Annotated in this window: 18 protein-coding genes and 1 other RNA gene; 14 read left to right on the top strand and 5 right to left on the bottom strand. The window is 64.0% G+C overall.

Going from position 1 to position 16,911, the window contains the following annotated elements; translation table 11 throughout:
* Positions 1–229 precede the first annotated feature (229 nt).
* The 5 genes from petA to E3U47_RS09535 all read left to right on the top strand — a co-directional run bounded on the left by petA (position 230) and on the right by E3U47_RS09535 (position 3,998).
* The gene (gene petA / locus E3U47_RS09555; RefSeq protein WP_134691091.1) at positions 230–823 is read left to right on the top strand and encodes a ubiquinol-cytochrome c reductase iron-sulfur subunit; all 594 of its coding nucleotides are present in this window, start codon (positions 230–232) and stop codon (positions 821–823) included.
* On the top strand, positions 823–2,034 hold the full coding sequence (locus E3U47_RS09550; RefSeq protein WP_046857021.1) for a cytochrome bc complex cytochrome b subunit: 1,212 nt from the start codon (positions 823–825) through the stop codon (positions 2,032–2,034). Before petA ends, E3U47_RS09550 begins: the two co-directional genes overlap by 1 nt.
* Entirely contained in the window at positions 2,034–2,813 is a 780-nt protein-coding gene (locus tag E3U47_RS09545) for a cytochrome c1 (RefSeq protein WP_134691089.1), read from the top strand. The genes E3U47_RS09550 and E3U47_RS09545 overlap by 1 nt, the downstream gene beginning before the upstream one ends.
* A gap of 117 nt (positions 2,814–2,930) precedes the next feature.
* Entirely contained in the window at positions 2,931–3,554 is a 624-nt protein-coding gene (locus tag E3U47_RS09540) for a glutathione S-transferase N-terminal domain-containing protein (protein ID WP_134691087.1), read from the top strand.
* A 12-nt stretch (positions 3,555–3,566) separates the two neighbouring features.
* Positions 3,567–3,998, top strand: coding sequence for a ClpXP protease specificity-enhancing factor (locus tag E3U47_RS09535; protein ID WP_134691085.1), 432 nt, complete (start codon positions 3,567–3,569; stop codon positions 3,996–3,998).
* A gap of 48 nt (positions 3,999–4,046) precedes the next feature.
* On the opposite strand, the gene E3U47_RS09530 is transcribed toward E3U47_RS09535, so the two are convergent.
* The 5 genes from E3U47_RS09530 to E3U47_RS09510 all read right to left on the bottom strand — a co-directional run bounded on the left by E3U47_RS09530 (position 4,047) and on the right by E3U47_RS09510 (position 7,757).
* Entirely contained in the window at positions 4,047–4,265 is a 219-nt protein-coding gene (locus tag E3U47_RS09530) for a YgdI/YgdR family lipoprotein (RefSeq protein ID WP_134691083.1), read from the bottom strand.
* A gap of 46 nt (positions 4,266–4,311) precedes the next feature.
* The gene (locus E3U47_RS09525) at positions 4,312–4,890 is read right to left on the bottom strand and encodes a BON domain-containing protein (protein WP_134691081.1); all 579 of its coding nucleotides are present in this window, start codon (positions 4,888–4,890) and stop codon (positions 4,312–4,314) included.
* Entirely contained in the window at positions 4,887–5,480 is a 594-nt protein-coding gene (locus E3U47_RS09520) for a phosphoheptose isomerase (RefSeq protein WP_134691079.1), read from the bottom strand. Before E3U47_RS09520 ends, E3U47_RS09525 begins: the two co-directional genes overlap by 4 nt.
* Before the next feature lie 88 nt (positions 5,481–5,568).
* On the bottom strand, positions 5,569–5,940 hold the full coding sequence (locus E3U47_RS09515) for a YraN family protein (RefSeq protein ID WP_134691077.1): 372 nt from the start codon (positions 5,938–5,940) through the stop codon (positions 5,569–5,571).
* Positions 5,940–7,757 carry a penicillin-binding protein activator gene (locus E3U47_RS09510; protein WP_134691075.1) on the bottom strand — a complete coding sequence of 606 codons (1,818 nt, stop codon included), beginning with the start codon at positions 7,755–7,757 and terminating at the stop codon, positions 5,940–5,942. Before E3U47_RS09510 ends, E3U47_RS09515 begins: the two co-directional genes overlap by 1 nt.
* Before the next feature lie 189 nt (positions 7,758–7,946).
* Here E3U47_RS09510 and rsmI point away from each other — a divergent pair, with 189 nt between their 5' ends.
* The 9 genes from rsmI to mraY all read left to right on the top strand — a co-directional run bounded on the left by rsmI (position 7,947) and on the right by mraY (position 16,907).
* On the top strand, positions 7,947–8,822 hold the full coding sequence (gene rsmI, locus E3U47_RS09505) for a 16S rRNA (cytidine(1402)-2'-O)-methyltransferase (RefSeq protein ID WP_134691073.1): 876 nt from the start codon (positions 7,947–7,949) through the stop codon (positions 8,820–8,822).
* Positions 8,823–8,889: 67 nt separating this feature from the next.
* Positions 8,890–9,249: RNase P RNA component class A (gene rnpB, locus E3U47_RS09500), an RNA gene on the top strand.
* 309 nt (positions 9,250–9,558) lie between these two features.
* Complete coding sequence (gene mraZ / locus E3U47_RS09495) at positions 9,559–10,014, top strand: division/cell wall cluster transcriptional repressor MraZ (RefSeq protein ID WP_011535546.1); 456 nt, start codon at positions 9,559–9,561, stop codon at positions 10,012–10,014.
* A complete protein-coding gene (rsmH, locus tag E3U47_RS09490) occupies positions 10,011–10,958 on the top strand; it encodes a 16S rRNA (cytosine(1402)-N(4))-methyltransferase RsmH (RefSeq protein ID WP_134691071.1) in 948 nt (315 codons plus the stop codon). Before mraZ ends, rsmH begins: the two co-directional genes overlap by 4 nt.
* On the top strand, positions 10,955–11,248 hold the full coding sequence (gene ftsL / locus E3U47_RS09485) for a cell division protein FtsL (protein WP_134691069.1): 294 nt from the start codon (positions 10,955–10,957) through the stop codon (positions 11,246–11,248). The genes rsmH and ftsL overlap by 4 nt, the downstream gene beginning before the upstream one ends.
* Positions 11,248–12,978, top strand: coding sequence for a penicillin-binding protein 2 (locus tag E3U47_RS09480; protein ID WP_167659463.1), 1,731 nt, complete (start codon positions 11,248–11,250; stop codon positions 12,976–12,978). The genes ftsL and E3U47_RS09480 overlap by 1 nt, the downstream gene beginning before the upstream one ends.
* A complete protein-coding gene (locus E3U47_RS09475) occupies positions 12,978–14,465 on the top strand; it encodes a UDP-N-acetylmuramoyl-L-alanyl-D-glutamate--2,6-diaminopimelate ligase (protein WP_134691066.1) in 1,488 nt (495 codons plus the stop codon). The genes E3U47_RS09480 and E3U47_RS09475 overlap by 1 nt, the downstream gene beginning before the upstream one ends.
* Positions 14,458–15,825 (top strand): UDP-N-acetylmuramoyl-tripeptide--D-alanyl-D-alanine ligase, encoded by a 1,368-nt coding sequence (gene murF / locus E3U47_RS09470; protein WP_134691064.1) that lies wholly within the window; start codon positions 14,458–14,460, stop codon positions 15,823–15,825. The genes E3U47_RS09475 and murF overlap by 8 nt, the downstream gene beginning before the upstream one ends.
* Positions 15,825–16,907, top strand: coding sequence for a phospho-N-acetylmuramoyl-pentapeptide-transferase (gene mraY / locus E3U47_RS09465; RefSeq protein WP_134691063.1), 1,083 nt, complete (start codon positions 15,825–15,827; stop codon positions 16,905–16,907). The genes murF and mraY overlap by 1 nt, the downstream gene beginning before the upstream one ends.
* Positions 16,908–16,911: the final 4 nt, after the last annotated feature.

Below are 16,911 nucleotides of genomic sequence, written 5' to 3'. Positions count from 1 at the left end.
TGGAACCGGGCTTTTTTTATGTCTTGAACTACCCTCTTTGCTAGTCCGTGGCCGTTTGTCGCATAGACGCAGATCAAGCAAAGCGAGGGTTGTGGCCCGACGAGCGGGTAATCACCTTGTCAGCGTGTGGATTTGTTCCTTACCATTGCGGCCAATTTTTAGTGCCACAGACGTACCTAAGTAGATGCCTGTTCAAAACAGGCCAAGCAAGCTGATGGGAGAGGACTGAATGAGCAATGACGGCGTCAACGCAGGCCGGCGCCGCTTCCTCGTAGCCGCGACATCCGTGGTCGGGGCAGCGGGGGCAGTGGGGGCAGCGGTACCGTTCGTGGGGTCATGGTTTCCCAGTGCCAAGGCGAAAGCCGCAGGGGCACCGGTGAAGGTCAATATCGCCAAGGTCGAGCCCGGTCAGCAGATGGTAGCTGAGTGGCGCGGGCAACCTGTATTCATCGTGCGGCGAACGGAGGAGATCCTCGGCAATCTGAAAAAGATCACCGGCGAGCTGTCCGACCCGGAATCCAAAGCGTCGGTGCAACCGACCTACGTTGACCCGCAAGTCCGCTCGATCAAGCCGGAGATCCTCATCCTAGTCGGCCTGTGCACCCACCTGGGCTGCTCGCCGACGTTCCGTCCGGAAGTCGCGCCTGCCGACCTGGGGCCGAAATGGGTGGGTGGCTACTTCTGCCCTTGCCACGGCTCGCACTACGACCTCGCCGGCCGCGTCTACAAGTCCCAACCGGCGCCTCTCAACCTGCCAGTGCCACCGCACTCGTACGAGTCGGACGACATCATCGTCATCGGCGTCGATCAGGAGAACGCATGATGAGCAAGTTCATGGAGTGGATCGATGCGCGCTTCCCCGCGACCAAGATGTGGGAAGACCATCTGAGCAAGTATTACGCGCCCAAGAACTTCAACTTCCTGTACTTCTTCGGCTCCCTGGCACTACTGGTGCTGGTCAACCAGATCGTCACCGGCGTTTGGCTGACCATGAGTTTCACCCCCTCGGCGGAAGAGGCCTTCGCCTCGGTCGAGTACATCATGCGCGACGTCGAGTACGGCTGGATCCTGCGCTACCTGCACTCCACCGGCGCCTCGGCGTTCTTCATCGTGGTCTACCTGCACATGTTCCGCGGCCTGCTCTACGGCTCCTACCAGAAGCCCCGCGAGCTGGTCTGGCTGTTCGGCATGCTGATCTACCTGGCGCTGATGGCCGAGGCCTTCATGGGCTACCTGCTGCCATGGGGCCAGATGTCGTACTGGGGTGCCCAGGTGATCATCTCGCTGTTCGGCGCGATCCCGGTGATCGGTGACGACCTGACCCAGTGGATCCGTGGCGACTACCTGATCTCCGGCATCACCCTGAACCGCTTCTTCGCCTTGCACGTGGTGGCCCTGCCGATCGTCATCCTCGGCCTGGTGGTGCTGCACATCCTGGCCTTGCACGAAGTGGGGTCGAACAACCCCGATGGCGTGGACATCAAGAAGAAAAAGGACGAGAACGGCATTCCGCTGGATGGCATTCCGTTCCACCCGTACTACACCGTGAAGGATATCGCCGGTGTGGTGGTGTTCCTCTTCGTGTTCTGCGCCGTGGTGTTCTTCTTCCCGGAAATGGGTGGGTATTTCCTGGAAAAACCGAACTTCGAACAGGCCAACGCCTTCAAGACGCCTGAGCACATCGCCCCGGTGTGGTACTTCACGCCGTTCTACGCGATCCTGCGCGCGGTGCCCGACAAGCTGTTCGGGGTCATCGCCATGGGCGCCGCCATCGCCGTGCTGTTCGTGTTGCCCTGGCTCGACCGCAGTCCCGTGCGTTCCATGCGCTACAAGGGTTGGCTGAGCAAGATCTGGTTGCTGGTGTTCTGCGTGTCGTTCGTCATCCTTGGCGTGCTGGGCGTACTGGCGCCAACCCCGGGGCGTACCTTGCTGTCGCAGGTGTGCACGGTGTTGTACTTCGCCTACTTCCTGCTGATGCCGTTCTACACAAGGCTTGAGAAGACCAAACCGGTTCCGGAAAGGGTGACTGGCTGATGAAAAAGTTGATTGCAGTATGCTTGCTGGCACTGATGCCTAGCCTGTCGTTCGCCGCCGAACATGGCCTGGAGCTGGACAAGGTCGACATCGACCTGACCGACAAGGCCGCGATGCAGGACGGCGCGCGCACCTTCGCCAACTATTGCATGGGTTGCCACAGCGCCAAGTTCCAGCGCTACGAGCGCGTGGCCGACGACCTGGGGATTCCCCACGAACTGATGCTCGACAACCTGGTGTTCACTGGCGCCAAGATTGGCGACCACATGAAGATCGGCATGCAACCCAACGACGCCAAGACCTGGTTCGGCGCGGCGCCGCCCGACCTGACCCTGGTCGCCCGGGTGCGTGGCAACGACTGGCTGTACACCTACCTGCGCAGCTTCTATGAAGACAAGGCGCGGCCATACGGGGTGAACAACAAGGTCTTCCCCAACGTTGGCATGCCCAACGTGCTGGTGGGCCTGCAGGGCAATCAGGTGATCGGTTGCAAGCAGGTGCAGAGCGTGGTCGATGGCAAGAAGCAATTCGACCCGCTCACCGGTAGCCCGCTGACCCATGAGGCATGCGACCAGCTGACCGTGGAAGAGAAATCCGGTACCCTGACCGCCGAGCAGTTCGACGAGAAGGTCAAGAACCTGGTGACCTTCCTGGCCTATTCGGCCAACCCGGTCAAACTGGAAAGCCAGCGCATTGGTACCTATGTATTGCTGTACCTGGCTTTCTTCTTCGTGTTCGCCTACTTGCTCAAGCGCGAATACTGGAAGGACGTGCACTGATCACGCAGTAGTTTCTGGTAGTTGAACGCGCCCGGGGCGGCCCAGCACTAGTGCTGGGCCGCCCCGGGCGCGTTTTCATTTACAGTTTTACAAGCATCCCGTGCGAGGAGGCGCTACATGGGCGCAACCAACAGGTTAGCCTGCTATTCCGACCCCGCTGATCATTACTCCCATCGGGTTCGCCTGGTGCTCGCCGAAAAAGGCGTCGCCGTGCAGATCATCGATGTCGCCGCCGATCGCCTGCCGCCCAAGTTGGTCGAAGTTAACCCTTATGGCAGCCTGCCGACCCTGGTCGACCGCGACCTGGCGCTGTACGAGTCGACCGTGGTCATGGAGTACCTCGAGGAGCGTTACCCGCACCCCGCGTTGATGCCGGTCTACCCGGTGGCGCGTGGCAACAGCCGCTTGCTGATGCACCGCATTCAGCGCGACTGGTGCAGCCTGGCCGACACCGTGCTTGATACGCGCAACAGCGATGCGGCCAGGGCCCTGGCGCGCAAGGAACTGCGTGAAAGCCTGACCGGCGTGGCGCCGTTGTTCGGTGAGATGCCGTGCTTCATGAGCGAGGAGCAAAGCCTGGTCGATTGTTGTCTACTGCCCATCCTTTGGCGATTGCCGGTGATGGGTATCGAATTGCCGCGGCAGGCCAAGCCGCTGCTGGAATACATGGAGCGACAGTTCGCCCGCGAGCCTTTCCAGGCGAGCCTGTCCGCTGCCGAACGTGAAATGCGCAAGGTTTAAGAGGAGCCGTTGATGAACTCCAGTCGCCCCTATCTGGTTCGCGCGCTGTACGAGTGGATCGTCGACAACGATTGCACGCCCCACATGCTGGTCAATGCCGAATACCCGGCTGTCCAGGTGCCACAAGGTTTTGCCAGCGATGGCCAGATCGTCCTGAACATCTCTCCCAGTGCCGTGCGCAACCTGCACATGGACAACGAGGCGGTGAGCTTCGAAGGGCGCTTCGGTGGCGTCGCCCACTCGCTCTATGTGCCTGCCAGCGCGATCCTGGGTATCTACGCCCGGGAGAACGGCCAGGGCATGGTCTTTGAGCTGGAGCCGCCGCTGGACGATGAGGATGACCTCGCCGACGATAGCGTCGAGCCGGATGACGAGGGTCCGCCGCCGGGTGGTGGTCAGCCGCCGCGCCCCAGCGGTCGACCCAGCTTGAAGGTGGTCAAGTAACAAAAAAGGCGATCCAGATGGGTCGCCTTTTTTTTGCCGCGGTGCGGATCACAGGTCCTTGATGGTCTGAACCTGGTCCTTGTTGATGCGGGTCGGCTTGCCATCGAGTTGTTTGAACTCATAGAAGCCGGAGTCGCGGTCGTAGTACGGGGTGTCGGTGGTCTGCAGTTCGCGGCCGTCGTTGAGGACGATGACGCTCGGGGTGGAGCAGCCGGCGAGGGTGGCGAAGGCGCCGATCAGCAGGGTGGGCAGCAACAACTTCTTCATGGGTGTTTCCTGGTGGGGTTGGTTCGCCGGCAAGCCGGCGAGAGAGTCAATCGATGTATTCGAACAGCTTGACGATCTTCTGCACGCCCGATACGCCCTGCACCACGTTGGTGGCGGCATTGGCCTCTTGCTGACGCACCAGGCCGAGCAGGTAGACGATGCCGTTTTCGGTGATCACCTTGATTCGCGAGCTGGGGACGTTCTCGTCGGTCAGCATCTGGGTCTTGATCTTGGTGGTCAGCCAGGCATCGTTGTTGCGCGCCAGAATCGACGAGGGCTGCATCACCTGCAGCTCGTTGTGTACTTTCTTGACCCGTTGTACCTGGCCGGCGGTCTGCTCGGCGAGGGACTTGAGGTCGGCGCGCGGGGTCTGGCCGGCCAGCAGGACAACGCCGTTGTAGCTGCTGACGACGATGTGCGAGCCCTTGTCCAGGTCCGGGTTGGCCTTGGCGATGTTGACCGAGACCTTGGTCTCGATCAGCGAATCGTCGATCTTGCTGCCGATGGTGCGGGTGCCGCGGTCATCCTCGATCGGCGAATTGCGTGCCGAGGTCAGGACCGAGCTGCAGCCGGACAGGCCCAGGCACAGGGTGAGGGCCATCAGGCCGAGACGCTTGGGGATCATTCTTCACTCCCGAACAGTTGGCTGTCGATCAGGTCGCACAGGCAGTGGATCGCCAGCAGGTGGACTTCCTGGATGCGCGCGGTGACGCTCGAAGGGACGCGGATTTCCACGTCCTCGGGCAGCAACAGCGAGGCCATGCCGCCGCCGTCGCGGCCGGTCAGGGCGACGACAATCATTTCGCGGTCGTGCGCGGCCTGGATCGCCTGGATCACGTTGGCCGAGTTGCCGCTGGTGGAGATCGCCAGCAGGACGTCACCGGGCTGGCCCAGGGCGCGGATCTGCTTGGAGAACACTTCGTTGTAGCTGTAATCGTTGGCGATCGAGGTGAGCGTGGAGCTGTCGGTGGTCAGGGCGATGGCCGGCAGGCTCGGGCGCTCGCGCTCGAAGCGGTTGAGCAGTTCCGAGGAAAAGTGCTGGGCATCGCCGGCCGAACCGCCGTTGCCGCAGGCGAGCATCTTGCCGTCGCTGAGCAGGGCGTTGACCATGACCAGGCTGGCCTGCTCGATGTGGGGTGCCAGGATGTCCATTGCCTGTTGCTTGGTGTCGATGCTGGCCTGGAACAGCCGGCGAATTCGGGATTGCATGTCCATCTGGTGTGACCTTAAGTGGGGCGGTGGCTGGCGCGGCGCGCAACAGTGACCAGCCCGCGAAACATAGAGCAAAAAAATCGAATAGGGTTCAGCATTCGAAGGCGTTTTTCAGCCATTGAAGCGGTTGCCCGGCGTGCCCCTTGCCCTGCAGCGCGACGACGTCGAAGCGGCAGGGCTGGTCGGCCCAACGGGGCTCGTGCTGCAGGAAAAGGTTGGCGGCAAGCGCCAGTCGCTGCTGCTTGCGCCCATCGATGCTGCCGAGCGCTCCGCCGAACTGCGCGTGCCACCGGTAGCGGACTTCGACGAATACTACTGTATCGGCATCGAGCATGACCAGATCGAGCTCGCCACCGCTGCATCGCCAGTTGCGCGTCAGCAACTGCAGGCCGTGCCCTTGCAGAAAGGCAAGGGCCTGGTCTTCAGCAGCTTGGCCGGCGCAACTGGGCGATGCGCTGGGCATTAGCGCGGGGTGTCCGGCAGGCGCTTGACCTGGCCGCCGGCGAACTCGGCCCATGGCAGCTGGCGTTCCACGCGCTGGCTCGGGCTCATGCTCAGGCTACCGGACAGACCTTCGACGCGATTGTCCGGCAGGGCCTTGAGCTGGCCCAGGCGCGGCGCCAGGCTGTAGGCATCGACGCCCATGGCGTACAGGCGGCCGAGGCTGCCGGCTGCCTGTGGCCACTGCTGGACCACCTGCTGGCGCAGGCTGTTGCTGGTGTCGAGCAGCCATGGCGTTTCGCAGAAGCGGATGCCGTTCATGTCGTTGTACTGGTTCACGTCACCGCTGGCGCTGTACAGGTTGGAGGTGGCGTAGACCGGCACGTCGCCGGCGTACTGGAAGTTCAGGGTCGGCTTGATCTGCTGGGCCTGCTGTGGGGTCGAGGCGAGGAAGATGAAGTCGATGTCCTGGCGGCGCGACGGTTGCGCGGCGATGTTGCCGCCCACGGTGCTTTGCAGGCTCTTGGCCCGGGCTTCGCTCTGGCGCAGCTGGAACAGCTGGGCAATCTGCTGGGCCAGGGCGACGGGCTGGGCAATGCGCTCGGCGGCGAGCAGGGTGCCGCCGTTGCTTTCCCAGTCCTGGCGGAAGGCCGCCAGCACGCGGTCGCCCCATTCGCCGCTCGGCACCAGGGCCACGGCGCGGACCATGCCGTCAGCGCGGGCGCGGCGGGCCACTTCGCGGGCTTCGTCTTCGGCGGCCAGGCCGAACTGGAACAGCTGCGGCGGGGCTTTCTGCCCGGCATCGGCGTAGTTCAGGGCCAGGGTGGTGATCGGCAACTGCGGGTAGCCGGCGAGTTTCTTCACCAGTGGTTTTTCCAGTGGGCCGACCACCAGTTGCACGCCGGCGGCCTGGGCTTGTCGGTAGAAGTCGTCGAGGGAGGTGATGCGCGAGCTGTCGAACACCTGTACCGCCGGTGCTGGCTGGCCACCTTGCGCGGCCTGGAAGTGGGCGGCCATGAAGCCGTCGCGCAGGGCGCGGGCGACACCGGCCAGCGGGCCTTCCTGGGGCAGCAGCAGGGCGATCTTGGTCAGCGGTTGGCTGGCCAGTTCCTTGAGCTTGACCAGCGCCGTGGGCAGCTGTTTGGCGGCCGGGTGGTCCGGGTGTTGCTTGCGCCAGGTGTCGATGGCGGCCTGTTGCTGCTCGAGGGTGCCGGCACTTTTCACGGCGAAGGCCAGGCTGGTCCATCCGGCCAGGGTTTCGTTGGCGGCCGGTTGCTGCAGCTGTTCGGCGGGCAGCGCGGCGACCAGGGCCCAGATCGCGTCTTGGTTGCTGGCGGCGGCCTGGCCGCTGAGCAGCGGGCTCAGTGCCACGCGCTGCTGGGCGGCCGCCAGGGCCTGGCCGTCGGCCTCGAGGGCTGCAGCGTGCACGCTATAGGTGCGCGCCTGCTGCTCGTCCGGCAGTTCGCCGACCCGTTGCAGGCTGGGGTGGGCGAGGGCGGTCAGGGCGGCCTTGGGCTGGTTGCGGCTCATCGCCAGCTCGGCGGCCAGGGTCGAGGCGAACACTTGCTGGGCAGGCTTGAGCGGCTCCAGTTGCACCTGCTCGAGGATGCGAGCCGCGCGCGGGAAGTCCTTCTGCTTGTAGGCCAGGTCGGCGGCGCTCAGGCGCAGCAGGGCCGCGTCCTCGGCGGACTTGCTGGAAGCCGCCTTGTCGAGCAGTTGCTCGATGCTGGCGTCCGGGGTGCGCGGCAGTTCGCCCAGGCTGGATGAGGGCGAGCTGGCGCAGGCTGCCAGCAGGGCAGCGAGGCAGAGGGCTGTGAGCAGCCGCAGGCAAGCGATCATGTAAAGGTCCTGTTACTCGATCAAGTTGGCCGGCAATTGTACCCAAGCCTCGCGCCCGGCGCGATGTTGCCGACGGTGAACCTTCACTATAGGTGGCTGGCGCGCGGCGCAGGGCGAAGTTCTTTGCGCCCTGTTGCCGGCGCTCGGGCTACAATGGCGGCCTTTGATCCGTGAAAGCAGGTGTGCGCAGTGACTGATGGTGCAGGGGGTTCGAATTCCGCGTTGGGCAAGTTGTATGTGGTGGCCACGCCCATCGGCAACCTCGACGACATGAGCGCGCGGGCGCTGAAGGTGCTGGCCCAGGTCAGCCTGATCGCCGCCGAGGACACGCGCCACTCGGTGCGCCTGCTGCAGCATTTTGGCATCGATACGCCGCTGGCGGCCTGCCATGAGCACAACGAGCGCGACGAGGGCGGGCGCTTCATCACTCGCTTGCTGGCGGGCGACGATGTGGCGCTGGTGTCCGATGCCGGCACGCCGTTGATTTCCGATCCTGGCTATCACCTGGTGCGTCAAGCGCGCGCCGCCGGGGTGCAGGTGGTGCCGGTGCCGGGTGCCTGCGCGTTGATCGCCGCGTTGTCGGCGGCGGGCTTGCCGTCGGACCGCTTCATCTTCGAAGGCTTCCTGCCGGCCAAGGCGGCCGGGCGCCGGGCACGCCTGGAGCAGGTCAAGGAAGAGCCGCGGACCTTGATCTTCTATGAGGCGCCGCACCGTATCCTGGAGTGCCTGGAAGACATGGAGGCGGTGTTCGGGGGGGAGCGCCCAGCCGTGCTGGCTCGCGAGATCAGCAAGACCTTCGAGACCCTCAAGGGCTTGCCGTTGGCTGAGTTGCGCGGGTTCGTGCAGGGCGACAGCAACCAGCAGCGTGGCGAGTGCGTGGTGTTGGTGGCCGGCTGGAGCGCGCCGGAGGGCGAGCAGGCAATCAGCGCCGAAGCCCAGCGCGTGCTGGATCTGCTGCTGGCCGAGATGCCGCTGAAGAAAGCGGCGGCGTTGGCGGCGGAAATTACCGGTGTGCGCAAGAACCTGCTCTATCAATTGGCCTTGGAGAAACAGAAGGCCGACTAATGGCGTAGTGATATTGGTTGTCGTCTCGCTTGTTCTCGAGCGCGTGTCCCGGTAACCTTGGCGGCGGAGAGTCGATCGGACAGTCGCTGCCGTCTTTTGTTCCGCAAGGGGCGGGGGAGGAAAGTCCGGGCTCCATAGGGCAGAGTGCCAGGTAACGCCTGGGAGGCGCGAGCCTACGGAAAGTGCCACAGAAAACAACCGCCTAAGCACTTCGGTGCCGGTAAGGGTGAAAAGGTGCGGTAAGAGCGCACCGCACGGCTGGCAACAGTCCGTGGCTAGGTAAACCCCACTCGGAGCAAGACCAAATAGGGTTCCATACGGCGTGGCCCGCGTCGGAACCGGGTAGGTTGCTAGAGGCGTCCAGTGATGGCCGTCGTAGAGGAATGACTGTCCTCGACAAAACCCGGCTTACAGATCGACTCTCCACCTCTTCCTTCCCTGCTTGAATCGATAGCAGATGTGTCCTGGTAATACCAAAAAAATCTTACTCTTAATAAATCACTTTAACTTCGCACTCTATCCACTTGAGTGTGTTTGATTTTTCCCGCCATTTTTCCTCTCCGGTATTCCTTCGGCCTTCCTTTGTTGCGCTAAATCGCCGTCCTGTAAGGGATTTCCTTATGAACGTGCCTTGACGGTGTGGCGGGCGGATTCCTATAGTGTGCGCAAGTGGCAGAAAGTGGGATGAAGTGGGTTTTCTGACACAAAAAAGCTAACATTGTGGGGAATCACAGCCGTGTTCCGCGGAGCCAACGCCGTCAGTCTCGATGCCAAGGGCCGTCTCGCCATGCCGAGCCGGTACCGTGACGAGCTCGATTCGCGTTGCAATGGTCAACTGATCGTGACCATCGACGCCGTTGACCCCTGCTTGTGTGTTTATCCCCTCGATGAGTGGGAACAGATAGAAGCCAAGTTGCGCGCCTTGCCATCGTTGCGTGAGGAAAACCGCCGCCTGCAGCGTTTGCTGATCGGTAACGCGGTGGACCTGGAGCTCGATGGCAGCGGGCGTTTCCTGGTGCCGCCACGCCTGCGTGAGTACGCCAAGCTGGACAAGAAGGCGATGCTGGTGGGGCAGCTGAACAAATTCCAGCTGTGGGACGAGGATGCCTGGAACGCGGTTTCGGCAGCCGACCTCGCAGCTATTCAACAACCGGGCGCCATGCCCGATGATTTGCGTGACCTGATCCTGTGACCATAGATAGCGGCTTCAACCACATCACCGTCCTGCTCGACGAAGCTGTCGAGGCATTGGCCTTGCGCGCCGACGGTTGCTATCTGGACGGCACCTTCGGGCGTGGCGGCCACAGCCGCCTGATCCTCAGCAAGCTCGGGCCGCAAGGGCGGCTGCTGGGGTTCGACAAAGATCCTCAAGCGATTGCCACCGGGCAAGCGCTGGCGGCCGAAGACGGCCGCTTTGTCATTGTGCAGCGCAGCTTTGCCGAGCTCGGCGACGAAGTGCGCGCCCGCGGCCTGGACGGCAAGGTCAGCGGCGTCCTGCTCGACCTGGGCGTGTCCTCGCCACAGCTGGATGACCCCGAGCGCGGCTTCAGCTTCCTCAACGATGGCCCGCTGGACATGCGCATGAACCCCGCCCAGGGCATCAGCGCCGCCGAGTTCATCGCCAGCGCCAGCGTCGAAGAAATCGCCCGGGTGTTCAAAGAGTACGGCGAAGAGCGTTTTGCCGGCCGCATGGCACGCGCCGTGGTCGAGCGCCGCGAGAAGCAGCCGTTCACCCGTACCGCCGATTTGGCCGAGGTGCTCAAGGTCGCCAACCCGGCCTGGGAAAAGGGCAAGAACCCGGCGACCCGCGCCTTCCAAGGCCTGCGTATCCATGTCAACAACGAACTGGGCGACCTCGAGAGCGGCCTTGAGGCCGCGCTCGATGCCCTCGAAGTCGGTGGCCGCCTGGCGGTGATCAGCTTCCACTCGTTGGAAGATCGTATCGTCAAGCTGTTCATGCGCAAACTGGTCAAGGGCGAGGCAGACAACCTGCCGCGCAACCTGCCGGTGCAGCACAAGGTCTTCGAGCCGAAGATCAAGCTCATCGGCAAGGCACAGTTCGCCTCCGACGCCGAACTCAAGGCCAACCCGCGGTCGCGCAGCGCCGTGATGCGGGTGGCGGAGAAGTTGCGGTGAGCCGCCTGTTCGCCAAGCCATTGCCAGGCGGAAGCTTCCTGATGCTTCTGCTGTTCGTCGGCGTGCTGATTTCGGCTATCGCCGTGTCCTACAGCGCGCACTGGAACCGTCAATTGCTCAACACCCTGTACGGCGAGCTGAGCGAGCGCGACAAGGCCCAGGCCGAATGGGGCCGGTTGATCCTCGAGCAAAGCACCTGGACCGCGGCCAGCCGTATCGAGAGCCTGGCCTCCGAGCAGCTCAAGATGCGTGTGCCGGCGGCTGACGAAGTGCGGATGGTGGCGCCATGATGAAGCTCGAAGGCGCACTTTATCCCTGGCGCTTCCGCGTGGTGATCGGCTTGCTGGCGTTGATGGTCGGTGCCATCTGCTGGCGCATCATCGACCTGCAGGTGGTCGACCGCGACTTCCTCAAGGGCCAGGGCGATGCCCGCAGCCTGCGACACATTCCTATCCCCGCCCACCGTGGCCTGATCACCGACCGCAATGGCGAGCCCCTGGCCGTCAGTACCCCGGTCACCACCCTGTGGGCCAACCCCAAGGAAATGCAGGCCTCGAAAGAACGCTGGCCGCAACTGGCCGCCGCCCTGGGGCAGAACCCGCAGCAACTGGTCGAGCGTCTTACCCAGCAGGCCAACAAGGAATTCATCTATCTGGTCCGTGGCCTGACCCCGGAACAGGGCCAGCATGTGCTCGACCTGAAAGTGCCGGGCGTCTATGGCCTGGAAGAGTTCCGCCGCTTCTACCCGGCCGGTGATGTCACCGCGCACATGGTCGGCTTCACCGACCTCGACGATCACGGTCGCGAGGGTGTGGAGCTGGCCTATGACGAATGGCTCGCCGGGGTGCCCGGCAAGCGTCAGGTGATCAAGGACCGGCGCGGCCGGCTGATCAAGGACATCCAGGTTACCAAGAACGCCAAGGCCGGAAAGACCTTGGCGTTGTCGATAGACCTGCGCCTGCAGTACCTGGCCACCCGCGAGCTGCGCAACGCCATCGCCGAGCAGGAGGCCAAGGCCGGCAGCCTGGTGATCATGGACGTCAAGACCGGCGAGGTCCTGGCCATGGTCAACCAGCCGACCTACAACCCGAACAACCGCCGCAGCATGTTCCCCGCCGCGATGCGCAACCGGGCGATCATCGACGTGTTCGAGCCGGGCTCGACGGTCAAGCCGATTTCCATGAGCGCCGCCTTGCAAAGCGGCCGCTGGAAGGTCACCGACAAGGTCGAGGTGTACCCGGGCAGCTTGCAGATTGGCCGCTACACCATCAAGGACGTGTCGCGCAGCGAGGGCCCGATCCTCGACCTGACCGGCATCCTGATCAACTCGTCCAACGTCGGCATGAGCAAGATCGCCTTCGATATCGGTGGCGAAGCCATCTACCGGGTCATGTCCCAGGTCGGTCTGGGCCAGTACACCGGCCTTGGCTTCCCCGGCGAGCGCGTCGGCAACCTGCCCAACCACCGCGAGTGGCGCAAGGCCGAGACCGCCACGCTGTCCTATGGCTACGGCGTGTCGGTGACCGCCCTGCAATTGGTGCATGCCTACGCCGCCCTGGCCAACGACGGCAAGATGGTGCCGCTGTCGATTCTCAAGGTCGACAAGGCCCCGGAAGCGGTGCAGGCGATCCCCAAGGAAACCGCCGAGACCGTGCAGGGCATGCTGCAGCAAGTGATCGAGGCGCCGCGCGGGGTGTTCCGCGCGCAGGTGCCGTTCTACCACGTAGGCGGCAAGTCGGGTACGGCGCGTAAAGCCACCGTAGGTTCCAAGGGCTACACCGAGAACGCCTACCGCTCGCTGTTCGCCGGCTTCGGCCCGATGAGCGACCCGCGCTACGCGATCGTCGTGGTCATCGACGAGCCGAGCAAGGGCGGCTACTTCGGTGGCCTGGTCTCGGCCCCCGTATTCAGCAAAGTGATGTCGGGCACCCTGCGCCTGATGAATGTACCGCCGGACAACCTGCCGCCGTCCTCGACGCAGCAAGCCAGCGCAGTACCCGCCAAGGGAGGGCGAGGTTGATGACGATGCCATTGAGCAAATTGTTCGCCCATGCCAGCCGCGATCCGTTGATCCGCGAGCTGACCCTGGACAGCCGCCAGGTGCGCCAGGGCGATCTGTTCCTCGCCGTGCCGGGCGCCAAGGTCGACGGCCGTGAGCATATTGCCGACGCGCTGTCCCGTGGCGCCGCCGCGGTCGCCTATGAAGAGCAGGGCACCTGCGTGTTGCCGATTACCGACGCGCCGCTGATCCCGGTCAAGGGGCTGGTCGGCCAGCTGTCGCAGATCGCCGGGCGCTTCTATGGCGAGCCCAGCCGCCAGTTGAACCTGGTGGGTGTCACCGGCACCAATGGCAAGACCAGCGTCACTCAGCTGGTGGCCCAGGCGCTCGATGCCCTTGGTCAGCGTTGCGGGCTGATCGGCACCCTGGGCACCGGCTTCTACGGTGAGTTGCAGAGCGGCCGCCTGACCACGCCGGACCCCATCGCCGTGCAGTCGACCCTGAACGACCTGAAAAAAGCGGGTGCCAGGGCCGTGGCCATGGAAGTGTCCTCTCACGCCCTCGAGCAGGGGCGTGTCGCCGCGCTGGAGTTCGATATCGCGGTGATGACCAACCTGTCGCGCGATCACCTGGACTATCACGGCAGCATGGAGGCCTATGGGGCCGCCAAGGCCAAGCTGTTCGCCTGGCCGAGCCTGCGCTGCCAGGTAGTCAACCTGGATGATGAGTTCGGACGCCGCCTGGCTGCCGACTTCGCCCGCCGCCCGAGTACCGATCATATCGAGACCCGGTTGCTCAGCTACAGCCTGGAAAACCCGGACGCTTCGCTGTTCTGCCGCGAGGCCACGTTCGACGATGATGGCGTACGGGCCACCCTCGTCACCGCGCAGGGCGAACGCAGCCTGCGCAGCCAACTGCTGGGGCGCTTCAATCTGAGCAACATGCTGGCGGCGGTGGCGACCTTGCTGGCGCTGGATTATTCGCTGGACGAGATCCTGAAAGTCACCCCGCAGCTGCAGGGGCCGGTCGGCCGCATGCAGCGCCTGGGTGGCGGTGAGAAGCCGTTGGTGGTGGTCGACTACGCCCACACCCCGGATGCCCTGGAAAAGGTGCTCGAGGCATTGCGCCCGCATGCCCACGGCAAGTTGCTGTGCCTGTTCGGCTGTGGCGGTGATCGTGACGCCGGCAAGCGTCCGCTGATGGCGGCAGTCGCCGAGCGCCTGGCCGATCGTGTGCTGGTGACTGATGACAACCCGCGTACCGAGGATCCGCAGCGCATCTTCGATGACATTCGTCCCGGTTTTGCCCAGCCCGACAGCGTGGAGTTCGTCGCCGGCCGCGGCCAGGCCATTGCCCACCTGGTCGCCACTGCTGCTGCCGAGGATGTGATCGTCCTGGCTGGCAAGGGGCACGAGGATTACCAGGAGATCAATGGCCAGCGCCATGACTTCTCCGACCTGGTCGAAGCCGAGAGGGCCCTTGCCGCCTGGGAGGCGCCACATGCTTAAGCCGATGACCCTCAGCCAGTTGACTGGCGCCCTGAATGCGCGCCTGGCGGGCGCCGGCGCCACCTTTACCGGTGTCAGTATCGACAGCCGCAGCGTTGCCGCCGGTCAACTGTTCGTCGCCCTGACCGGGCCGCGCTTCGATGGCCACGACTACCTGGCCGACGTGAAGGCCAAAGGCGCCGTCGCCGCGCTGGTCGAGCGCGAGGTCAGCGATGTCGACCTGCCACAGCTGGTGGTCGCCGACTGTCGGGTCGCGCTTGGTCAGCTGGGCGCGCTGAACCGTGCTGCTTTCGACAAGCCGGTGGTGGCCATCACCGGCTCCAGCGGCAAGACCACGGTCAAGGAAATGCTCGCCGCTATCCTGCGTACCCGCGGCCCGGTGCATGCTACCCGTGGCAACCTCAACAACGACCTCGGCGCGCCGCTGACCCTGCTGGAAATCGCCCCGGAGCACAGCGCCGCGGTGATCGAGCTGGGCGCGTCGCGCATTGGCGAGATCCGCTATACCGTCGGCCTGACCCAGCCGCAGGTGGTCGTCATCAACAACGCCGGTACCGCCCATGTCGGCGAGTTCGGCGGCCCGGAGAAGATCGTCGAGGCCAAGGGCGAGATTCTCGAAGGCCTGGGCGAGGGTGGCACGGCCATCCTCAACCTGGCCGACAAGGCGTTCGACATCTGGCACAAGCGTGCCGGCAGTCACCGTGTCGTCAGCTTCGCCCTGGACAACCCGCAGGCCGACTTCCATGCCAGTGACATCGGCCGCGATGCCCGTGGCTGCCCATCGTTCACCCTGCATGGCCCGGACGGCAGCGTCCCGGTGCAATTGAACCTGCTCGGCACCCACAACGTCAGCAATGCGCTGGCCGCTGCCGCTGCCGCCCACGCCGTTGGTCTGAGCCTGAGTGGTATTGCCGCCGGTCTTGGCGCCGTGCAACCGGTCAAGGGTCGCACCGTTGCGCAGATTGCGCCCAGCGGCGCGCGGGTGATCGACGACAGCTACAACGCAAATCCCACCTCGATGTGTGCCGCCATTGATATACTCGCCGGCTTTTCCGGTCGCACCGTCCTGGTGCTCGGGGATATCGGCGAACTGGGGCAATGGGCCGAGGAAGGTCACCGGCAAGTGGGCGACTACGCCCGCGGCAAGGTCGACGCGCTGTACGCGGTGGGCGCCAACATGGCCCACGCCGTTCAGGCGTTTGGTGCCAATGCCCGCCATTTCGCTACTCAAGCTGAGCTGATCGATGCCGTTAGCGCCGAGACCGCCAGCGATACCACTATCTTGATCAAGGGCTCGCGCAGCGCTGCGATGGAAAACGTCGTGGCGGCATTGTGCGAAGCTTGCGGGGAGAAACATTAATGCTGCTGCTGTTGGCCGAGTATCTGCAACAGTTCCACAAGGGCTTCGCGGTCTTCCAGTACCTGACCCTGCGCGGGATCCTGGGTGTACTGACCGCGTTGTCCCTGGCCCTGTGGTTGGGCCCCTGGATGATTCGTACCCTGCAGATCCGCCAGATCGGCCAGGCCGTGCGTAACGACGGCCCGCAATCGCACCTGTCCAAGTCCGGCACCCCGACCATGGGCGGCGCGCTGATCCTGTCGGCCATCGCCATCAGCACCCTGCTGTGGGCCGACCTGAGCAACCGCTACGTATGGGTGGTGCTGATCGTCACCCTGGCGTTCGGCGCCATCGGCTGGGTCGACGACTACCGCAAGGTGATCGAAAAGAACTCCCGTGGCCTGCCGAGCCGCTGGAAGTACTTCTGGCAATCGGTATTCGGCCTGGCGGCGGCGATCTTCCTCTACCAGACCGCGCCGACCAGCGTCGAAACCACGCTGATCATCCCGATGGTCAAGGACCTGGCCATTCCGCTGGGTGCCGGGTTCATCGTGCTCACCTATTTCGTCATCGTCGGCTCGAGCAACGCGGTCAACCTCACCGATGGCCTCGATGGCCTGGCGATCATGCCGACGGTGATGGTCGGCGGTGCCCTGGGCATCTTCTGCTACCTGTCGGGCAACGTGAAGTTCGCCGAATACCTGCTGATTCCCTACGTGCCGGGTGCTGGCGAGCTGATCGTGTTCTGCGGCGCGCTGATCGGCGCCGGCCTGGGCTTCCTGTGGTTCAACACCTACCCGGCCCAGGTGTTCATGGGCGACGTTGGCGCCCTGGCACTGGGCGCCGCGCTGGGCACAATCGCGGTGATCGTGCGCCAGGAAATCGTGCTGTTCATCATGGGCGGCGTGTTCGTCATGGAAACCCTGTCGGTGGTCATTCAGGTGGCCTCCTTCAAGCTGACCGGCAAGCGCGTGTTCCGCATGGCGCCGATCCACCACCACTTTGAACTCAAGGGCTGGCCCGAACCTCGGGTGATCGTCCGCTTCTGGATCATCACCGTGATCCTGGTGCTGATCGGCCTTGCCACCCTGAAACTGAGGTAAACGA

The sequence above is a fragment of the Pseudomonas sp. RIT623 genome (genome assembly GCF_004519305.1).
In the GTDB taxonomy this organism is placed as follows: Bacteria; Pseudomonadota; Gammaproteobacteria; order Pseudomonadales; family Pseudomonadaceae; genus Aquipseudomonas.
Note: the sequence above shows the minus strand (reverse complement) of the source record. Positions and strands in the feature narration are given on the sequence as shown.

Bases quoted from the DNA above. Each gene is read 5' to 3' on its own strand.
- petA (WP_134691091.1), top strand. From the start codon at position 230: ATGAGCAATGACGGCGTCAACGCAGGCCGGCGCCGCTTCCTCGTAGCC.
- E3U47_RS09550 (WP_046857021.1), top strand. From the start codon at position 823: ATGAGCAAGTTCATGGAGTGGATCGATGCGCGCTTCCCCGCGACCAAG.
- E3U47_RS09545 (WP_134691089.1), top strand. From the start codon at position 2,034: ATGAAAAAGTTGATTGCAGTATGCTTGCTGGCACTGATGCCTAGCCTG.
- E3U47_RS09540 (WP_134691087.1), top strand. From the start codon at position 2,931: ATGGGCGCAACCAACAGGTTAGCCTGCTATTCCGACCCCGCTGATCAT.
- E3U47_RS09535 (WP_134691085.1), top strand. From the start codon at position 3,567: ATGAACTCCAGTCGCCCCTATCTGGTTCGCGCGCTGTACGAGTGGATC.
- E3U47_RS09530 (WP_134691083.1), bottom strand. From the start codon at position 4,265: ATGAAGAAGTTGTTGCTGCCCACCCTGCTGATCGGCGCCTTCGCCACC.
- E3U47_RS09525 (WP_134691081.1), bottom strand. From the start codon at position 4,890: ATGATCCCCAAGCGTCTCGGCCTGATGGCCCTCACCCTGTGCCTGGGC.
- E3U47_RS09520 (WP_134691079.1), bottom strand. From the start codon at position 5,480: ATGGACATGCAATCCCGAATTCGCCGGCTGTTCCAGGCCAGCATCGAC.
- E3U47_RS09515 (WP_134691077.1), bottom strand. From the start codon at position 5,940: ATGCCCAGCGCATCGCCCAGTTGCGCCGGCCAAGCTGCTGAAGACCAG.
- E3U47_RS09510 (WP_134691075.1), bottom strand. From the start codon at position 7,757: ATGATCGCTTGCCTGCGGCTGCTCACAGCCCTCTGCCTCGCTGCCCTG.
- E3U47_RS09480 (WP_167659463.1), top strand. From the start codon at position 11,248: ATGAAGCTCGAAGGCGCACTTTATCCCTGGCGCTTCCGCGTGGTGATC.
- E3U47_RS09475 (WP_134691066.1), top strand. From the start codon at position 12,978: ATGACGATGCCATTGAGCAAATTGTTCGCCCATGCCAGCCGCGATCCG.
- murF (WP_134691064.1), top strand. From the start codon at position 14,458: ATGCTTAAGCCGATGACCCTCAGCCAGTTGACTGGCGCCCTGAATGCG.
- mraY (WP_134691063.1), top strand. From the start codon at position 15,825: ATGCTGCTGCTGTTGGCCGAGTATCTGCAACAGTTCCACAAGGGCTTC.